The organism is Lentzea sp. NPDC055074 (assembly GCF_053608005.1).
The window spans coordinates 557,280-565,169 of record NZ_JBSGUQ010000004.1 but is presented as its reverse complement, the minus strand read 5'-3'; the positions used below and the strand labels follow the sequence as shown (position 1 = coordinate 565,169).

At 68.2% G+C, this 7,890-nt stretch carries 7 protein-coding genes; 6 read left to right on the top strand and 1 reads right to left on the bottom strand.

All coding sequences use genetic code 11. From position 1 onward, the window contains the following. Positions 1-561 precede the first annotated feature (561 nt). From ACWF7A_RS13205 to ACWF7A_RS13190, 4 genes are all read left to right on the top strand, one after another. Complete coding sequence (locus ACWF7A_RS13205) at positions 562-1,173, top strand: FABP family protein (protein ID WP_452250650.1); 612 nt, start codon at positions 562-564, stop codon at positions 1,171-1,173. A gap of 259 nt (positions 1,174-1,432) precedes the next feature. Further along, the gene (gene pxpB, locus ACWF7A_RS13200; protein WP_452250649.1) at positions 1,433-2,020 is read left to right on the top strand and encodes a 5-oxoprolinase subunit PxpB; all 588 of its coding nucleotides are present in this window, start codon (positions 1,433-1,435) and stop codon (positions 2,018-2,020) included. Then, positions 2,017-2,868 carry a 5-oxoprolinase subunit C family protein gene (locus ACWF7A_RS13195; protein ID WP_452250648.1) on the top strand — a complete coding sequence of 284 codons (852 nt, stop codon included), beginning with the start codon at positions 2,017-2,019 and terminating at the stop codon, positions 2,866-2,868. Before pxpB ends, ACWF7A_RS13195 begins: the two co-directional genes overlap by 4 nt. A gap of 85 nt (positions 2,869-2,953) precedes the next feature. After that, the gene (locus ACWF7A_RS13190; RefSeq protein ID WP_452250647.1) at positions 2,954-5,488 is read left to right on the top strand and encodes a glycosyl hydrolase family 18 protein; all 2,535 of its coding nucleotides are present in this window, start codon (positions 2,954-2,956) and stop codon (positions 5,486-5,488) included. A 21-nt stretch (positions 5,489-5,509) separates the two neighbouring features. Here ACWF7A_RS13190 and ACWF7A_RS13185 read toward each other — a convergent pair whose 3' ends face one another. Next, positions 5,510-6,352, bottom strand: coding sequence for an aminodeoxychorismate lyase (locus ACWF7A_RS13185; RefSeq protein ID WP_452250646.1), 843 nt, complete (start codon positions 6,350-6,352; stop codon positions 5,510-5,512). A gap of 81 nt (positions 6,353-6,433) precedes the next feature. Between ACWF7A_RS13185 and ACWF7A_RS13180 the strand changes: the two genes are divergently transcribed. Together ACWF7A_RS13180 and ygfZ are read left to right on the top strand one after the other, a co-directional pair. After that, entirely contained in the window at positions 6,434-6,823 is a 390-nt protein-coding gene (locus tag ACWF7A_RS13180) for a transcriptional repressor (protein ID WP_439664575.1), read from the top strand. Further along, positions 6,820-7,881, top strand: coding sequence for a CAF17-like 4Fe-4S cluster assembly/insertion protein YgfZ (gene ygfZ, locus ACWF7A_RS13175; protein ID WP_452250645.1), 1,062 nt, complete (start codon positions 6,820-6,822; stop codon positions 7,879-7,881). Before ACWF7A_RS13180 ends, ygfZ begins: the two co-directional genes overlap by 4 nt. Positions 7,882-7,890 lie beyond the last annotated feature (9 nt).

The following is a 7,890-nucleotide window of genomic DNA, read 5'->3' as shown; positions in this document are numbered from 1 at the left end:
GCGCTGGCCCCCTGATCAGATTGCCGGGGTCTGGGGCAGAGCCCCAGGGGAAGCACTCAACGCAACCTGGCCGCCCGCAAGGTGACCACCGTCTTAGCTCGCCCCACACCAAGGTCGCCCACACCAAGGTCGCCCACGCAGAGGTCAGCCCACGCAGAGGTCAACCCACGCCAGGTCAGCCCACGCCAGGTCAGCCCTATGCAAGGCGACCACCCACGCAAGGGTCGCCGTTCGCGAGGCGACCCACGCGAAGGTCGCCGCCCGCAAAGCGACCCACGCAAAGGTCGCGGCTCACAAGCAGCCGACGCAAGGCGATCCCCAAGCGAGCCCACCCCGGCAAGCCACCGCAAAGACCCCTGCCGACCACACCCCAACCACACCCCAACCACACCCCCGACCAGGCACCCCCGGTGTCCTCCACCACCACAACCCTGCACGTCACCACCAGCGAGATATCCTCTCCACCGTGGAACACATCTTCACCGGACTCCTGGTGCTAGTGACGATCGCCGTAATGTGGTTCGCCGGCTACGTCGTCTACCGCCTCTACTCCGACCAACGATGAGCAGCGGCGACGAGGCCATCCGCCTGGCCGAGGAACGAGCAGCCGCCACCAAGGCGCGCAACCTCCCGCAGTTCGACGACATGCCCATCCCGGGCGACACGGCGAACCTCCGCGAGGGCGCGAACCTGAACGACGCCCTGCTGGGCGTCCTGCCGCTCGTGGGCGTGTGGCGCGGCGAGGGCGAGATCGTCTACCCGACGATCGACGGCCCGTTCCGCTTCGGCCAGCAGATCACCTTCGCTCACGACGGCCGCCCGTTCCTCGTCTACGAGGCGCGGTCGTGGCTGCTCAACGAGGCCGGCGAGGTCATCCGGCCGGCTGCTCGGGAGCAGGGTTTCTGGCGGCCTCAGGAAGACGACACGATCGAGCTCCTGCTGACGCACAACACGGGCATCGTCGAGCTGTACTACGGCAAGGTGCGCACCCAGACGTCCTGGGAGTTCGAGACGGACGCGGTCATCCGCTCCGCCACGGCCAAGGACGTCAAGGCTTCGCAGCGCCTGTACGGCGTGGTGAACGGCGACCTCGCGTATGTCGAGGAGCGCGCCATGATGGGCCAGGAGATGCAGCCGCACGCGTCGGCGCACCTCAAGCGCATCGTCGGCTAGGTGGATCGTCAGATCGTTCAACGATCCAACGCCAGGTCGACTGGATCGTTGAACGATCCGACGCGAGGCTCGTGTGATTGTTGAACGATCCAACGTGGGGATCGTCGAGTTGTTGAACGATCCGTCAGTCCAACGAGGCTCTGCTTGACTGAGGATCGATCGCCGATCCGGCGCCCCAGCCACGCACACCCGCAGGATTGTTGAACGATCCGCGTGTCGGATTGTTCAACAATCCCACGATTCCCCGTAACATGTACCCATGCTTCTGCGGCGCTGCGGAACCGACGCGCTCCTGGTCGAGGTCGACTCCCTGAGCGAGGTCGCGGCCGTCCGCGCAGCCCTCGAACAGCTCGACGGCATCGAAGAGCTGGTCCCCGCAGCCCGAACAGTGCTGGTCAAGGGCGCGCTGTCCCAGGTCCGGGAAGCCCTGAAGGCAGTCGACCTGACCCAGGCCCCCGCGAAGCACTCCCGTGAGATCACCATCCCGGTCGTCTACGACGGCCCCGACCTGGACCTGGTCGCCGAAACAGCCGGCATCACTCCCCAGGAAGTCGTCGAACTGCACACCGGCGCCACCTACGAGGTCGCGTTCTGCGGCTTCGCCCCGGGCTTCGGCTACCTCACCGGCCTCCCGGCCGTCCTCCAGCAACCCAGGCTCGACTCCCCGCGCACCAAGGTTCCGCAGGGTTCCGTCGGCATCGCGGGCGAGTTCACCGCCGCCTACCCCAGACCGACACCGGGCGGCTGGCGGCTGATCGGCCGCACCGAGATCACGCTGTTCGACGCCAAGGCCGAGACCCCGGCACTGCTGCAGCCGGGCGACCAGGTCAGGTTCGTGGTCGCATGAAGCGCAGCATCACGATCATCAAGACCGGCCCGCAGGCGCTCGTCCAGGACCTCGGCAGGCCCGGCAACGCACACCTCGGCGTGCCCCCGTCCGGCGCGCTCGACCAGCACTCGCTCAAGCTGGCCAACCGGCTCGCGGGCAACGAAGAGGGCGCGGCCGGCCTCGAGCTCCTGCTCGGTGGCCTGAAGATCCGAGCGAACGCGAGCTGCACGGTCGCCATCACCGGGCCGCCCGTCGAGGTCCGGATCAACCAGAAGCTCGCCGACTCGCACCACCCGCTGCACCTCGAACAGGACGAAGTCCTCGAAATCGGCACGCCGCGGACAGGACTGCGCAGCTATCTGGCGATCTCCGGTGGCATCGACGTGCCGAGGGAGCTCGGCAGCCGGTCCACCGACCTGCTCTCCGGAATCGGTCCAGAACCCTTGCGGGACAACGATGTCCTGCATCTTGGGACGCCGAGCTTGCCCGAAGGTGCCGATGTGGTGCCGCCGCACCACGCGCTGCAAACGTTGGTCATCCCGATCAGGCTCGGGCCGCGCGACGACTGGTTCGACGAGGCGGAAACCCAGCTGCGGCAGGGCAAGTGGACGGTGTCGGACCGGAGCAACCGGGTCGGGGCGCGGCTGCAGGGGACGAAGCTGAATCGTCGTGACGGGGAGATTCCCAGTGAAGGGATGATCACCGGGGCGGTCCAGGTGCCGCCGGACGGGCAGCCCGTGGTGTTCCTCAACGACCATCCGACGACCGGTGGTTACCCCGTGATCGGTGTGGTGGACAACGATTTCCTCGCCGCGATCGGGCAGGCGAGGCCGGGCACGGAGGTCAGGTTCCGGCCGATCGGCTGAGGAACGACGTCGTTGACGTAAGTGGTCCAGACCAAATACCGTAACTGGCAGCCGCCGCGGAATCTCTACCAAACTGGAGTTCCGCATGCGCCGGATCCCTGCCCTGCTAGCAAGTCTGGTAGCACTCCTGGCTCTGGTGGTCCCTGCACAGGCCGCCACGGGCATCACCGCGACCTTCTCCCGCACCGGCACGACGGGCAAGTTCGTCGTCGCCAACGCGAGCACCGCCGCGCTCAACGGGTGGTCGGTCAAGTTCGACCTGCCCGCGGGTGTCACGGCGAGCAGTCCGCAGAACGCGACGATCACCCAGAACGGCACGAGAGTGACGCTCACTCCTGCCTTCTACATCAACAACCTCCCGCCGGGGCGCAACACCGAGCCCTACAGCCCCACGTTCACGTTGAGCGCCGCGGCTGACCCGACTGCCTGCACGATCAACAACATGGCGTGCGACGGGAGCGGCACCGCGCCTCCGGCGCCCACCGGGCTGACCGCCGACTACTCCGTGGCCGGGGGCACGGCGAAGTTCATCGTCCGCAACCACGGGACCGCCGCCGTCAGCGACTGGTCGATCTCCTTCACGCTGCCCAACGGCGTGACGGTCAGCAACGGCCAGAACGGCACCGTCAGCCAGAGCGGCAACCAGGTCACCGTCACCCCGATCCATTACAACAAGACCGTCGCCGCCGGGGGCAGCACCGAGCCTTACAGCCCGACGTTCTCGATCAGCGCCAACGTCGACCCGGTCACCTGCCGCGTCAACAACGCCAACTGCGACGGCAGCGCCGACACTCCACCAAGCGCCCCAACGGGTCTCACGAGCCCGAGCAAGACCACGCGCACGGTGAGCCTGCAGTGGAACGCGTCCACGCCGGGGTCGTTGCCGGTCGCGAGCTACGACGTCTACAGCGGCGCCAGCGTCGTCGGCTCCTCCGCCACGACGTCCACGGTCATCACCGGCCTGAACCCGAACACCGCGTACTCGTTCACGGTGCGGGCCAAGGACACCAAGGGCGCTCAGAGCGGTCCCAGCGCCGCCGTCAGCGTCACCACCAACAACCCCGCCAACGACACCACGCCACCGGCCGCGCCGGGCAACCTGCGGGCGACGGCCAAGGACGCGGGCAGCATCACGCTGGCGTGGAACGCCTCCACGGACAACAGCGGGATCGCGAACTACGACGTCTACGTCGGCTCGACCGTGAAGACGACGGTCTCCGGCACCACGGCCGTGATCGGCGGCCTCTCACCGTCGACCGGCTACACGTTCACCGTCAGGGCGCGGGACCTCTACGACAACGTCTCGGGCCCGAGCAACGCGCTGAACGAGCGCACTGGTGACATCGTCGGCGGTTACGCCCGTGTCGGGTACTTCGTGCAGTGGGGCATATACGGGCGCCAGTACTTCGTGAAGGACATGGACGCGGCGAAGATGACGCACGTCAACTACGCGTTCGGCAACATCGACCCGGTCAACCTGACGTGTCTGCACGGCGTCACGAAGGGCACGAGCCCGAACCCGCAGGACCCGAACCAGGGTGACGGTGCGGGCGACGCGGAAGCCGACTACAGCAGGCCGATGAGCGCCGCGCAGTCCGTCGACGGCGTCGCGGACAGCGGCTGGGAACCGTTGCGCGGCAACTACAACCAGCTCAAGAAGCTCAAGGTGAAGCACCCGAACCTCAAGGTGCTGATCTCACTCGGCGGATGGACGTACTCCAAGTACTTCTCGGACGTGGCGGCGACGGACGCGGCGCGCAAGAAGTTCGTGGCGTCGTGCATCGACGTCTACCTCAAGGGAAACCTGCCCGTCTACAACAGCGCGGGCGGTCCCGGCAGCGCCGCGGGCATTTTCGACGGCTTCGACCTCGACTGGGAGTGGCCGGGCGCGGAAGGCCACGCGGGCAACCACTTCGGGCCGCAGGACAAGGTCAACAACACCCTGCTGATCGAGGAGTTCCGCCGGCAGATGGACGCGTACAGCACCACGACCGGCAAGCGCTACCAGCTCACCGCGTTCACCCCGGCCGACCCCGGCAAGATCGAGGCGGGCTGGGAGCTCGGACGGGTCGCGCAGTCGATGGACATCTTCAACGTCCAGGGCTACGACTTCCACGGCTCCGGCAGCGATAACTCGTGGGAGCCCAACCGCACCGGCCACCAGGGCAACCTCTACCCGGACCCGGACGACCCGTACACCACCAAGTTCAGCGTCGAGAGCACCGTGCAGGCCTACCTCGACGCCGGAGTGCCGTCACGCAAGATCACGCTCGGGCTCGCGTTCTACGGCCGCGGCTGGCAGAACGTGGCCAACGGCGGCAAGAACGGCGAGTGGCAGACCGCGGGAGGTGCGGCGCCGGGGCAGTTCCCCGAGGAGTCGGGCACGCGCGGGTACGCCAACCTCGTCGCCTCGGTGCCGAACTGCACCGTCTTCCACGACGAGGTCTCCGTGGCGACGTCCTGCTACACCGGCAACCAGTGGTGGACCTTCGACGACGTGTGGTCGATCCAGAAGAAGACCGCGTGGCTGAAGTCGAAGAACCTGCTGGGCGCGATGTTCTGGGAGATGTCGGGTGACCGCGGCCCGTTGATGGCCGCGGTCGACGCCGGACTCCGCTGAGCGCGGTCACCGCGCTCTCGATCAGTACTCCGACTCGTACAGGCCCTGCAGCTCGGTCAGCAGGGCCGACGAGTCGGGCAGCTGCTTGCCGTCCAGCACGGTCACCCGCGTGATCTTGCGGACGCTGGAGCAGAGGAACACGCCCTCGGCGTCGTAGAGCTCGCCGGTCTGGATCGGCTCCACGAGCACGGTCCAACCGGCGCGCTCGGCGGCGCGGAACAACGCGTACTGCGTGGTGCCGGGCAGGATGCCGAGCTTCGACGGCGGCGTCACCAGGGTCTTGCCGCGCACCAGGATCAGCGTCGAGGTCGGGCCTTCGAGGACGGAGCCGTCGGACGTCGTGAAGACGACCTCGGCGGCACCGCGGCGCTCGGCCTCGCGCAGCGCGGCCATGTTGATCGCGTACGACAGCGACTTGGCGCCCAGCAGCAACCACGGCGCGCGGTCGGCGAGATCCGCGTCGATGCCCCGGTCCAGCGTCACGGCGGACAGGCCCTCGGCGCGCTGCTTGAGCACCTTCGCGCCGATCTCCATGCCCAGCGCGAACCCGGTGGGCGTGCCGTCGCCGCCCTCGACGCCGCGGGTGTAGACGAGCTTGAGGGCGAACTCCTGCCCGCCGGCCCAGTTCCCGATGACGAGCTCGACCGCGCGCTCGAACTCCGCACGGGGAGGGGGCGCCATGTCGAGCATGGCCGCGGACCGGTCGAGCCGGTCGAGGTGGGGCGTGAGTTCGCGGGGCTTCCCGTCGACCACGAGGATCGTTTCGAACACGCCGTCGCCGCGCATGAGTCCCAGGTCCTCGACGCGGATCTGCGGCGAGTCGGGGTCAGCGAGGGTTCCGTCGAGCAGTGCCAGCACGCGCATGCGCCGAGCCTACTAGCGGCAACTAACATGGTTGACGTGGAGACCGCAAGAGGCCTGCGCAAAACGCTGCACGACCGCGGTATGAGGATGACGCCGCAGCGTCAGCTCGTGCTGGACGCGGTCCGGTCGCTGGAACACGCGACACCCGAGCAGATCTGTCAGCGCGTCCAGGAGACGGCGCCGACGGTCAACATCACCACGATCTACCGGACGCTCGATCTCCTCGACCGGCTCGGACTGGTTCGGCACACGCACCTTGGCCACGGTGCGCCGAGCTACTCGGTCGACGATCACCAGCACGTGCACCTCGTGTGCCACGTGTGCGGCTCGATCCAGGAGATCCCGTGTGAGCTTCTCGACCCGTTGGTCGGAACATTGCGGGAGCGCGAAGGGTTCGAACTTGATGCAAGCCATCTCGCCCTGTCCGGCACGTGCCGAGACTGTTTGAAGCAGGAGCAGGAGACCGAGTGAGCCTCCCCGGAGCCGTCCCACCGCCCGACGATTCCACCGACGCAGGCGTGGCCTGGCACTACGGCGACCCGTTCGCCGAACAGCGCTCGGCCGTCCGTTCGGTGGTCGTGGTCGACCGCTCGAACCGCGGTGTCATCGCGATCCCGGGCGAGGACCGGCTCAAGTGGCTGCACCAGCTCACGAGCCAGCACTTCGAGCAGCTGGGCGAGGGCGCGGCGACCGAGGCGTTGATCCTCGACGCCCAGGGCCGCCTGGAGCACCACATGGTCGTCGCGAACGTCGGCGGCACGGTGTTCCTCGACGTCGAGAAGGTCGACGACCTGCTGGCGTACCTGAAGAAGATGGTGTTCTGGTCCAAGGTGGAGCCGCGCGACGCCACGGCGGAGTTCGCGCTGCTCACGATCACCGGCCCGGACGCCCCCGCGCTGCTGGAGAAGCTCGGTGTCCCGCAGCCATCGCACGTCGACGCGCTCGGCGATGGCTTCGTGCGCCGCACGTCGTGGCCCGGCCAGAACTCGTTCGACCTGCTGGTACCGCGCGACGAGAAGGCGGCGTGGTGGCAGCGCCTCACGGACGCCGGCGCACGTCCCGCGGGCAGCTACGCGTTCGAGGCGCTGCGGGTCGAGTCGCTGCGCGCACGGCAGGGCATCGACACCGATGAGCGCACGATCCCGCACGAGGTCGGCCTGATCGACCCGGCCGTGCACCTGAACAAGGGGTGCTACCGCGGCCAGGAGACGGTCGCCAAGGTCCACAACGTGGGACGCCCGCCCAGGCGAATGCTCCTACTCCACCTGGATGGTTCTGCCGACGCCCAGCCGGAGACCGGCGACCCGGTGACGCTGGACGGCCGCGTGGTCGGCCGGGTGGGCACCGTGACGCTGCACCACGAACTCGGCGCGATCGCGTTGGCGCTGGTCAAGCGGTCCGTACCGGTCGAGGCGGAGCTCGTCGCCGGGGCACCCGAACGGGAGGTTCCGGCACGAATCGACCCCGACTCGGTGCCCGCGGACACCCCCGGTCTGGGCCGGGAAGCCGTTCGCAACCTGCGGGGTTGACCCCAGCCG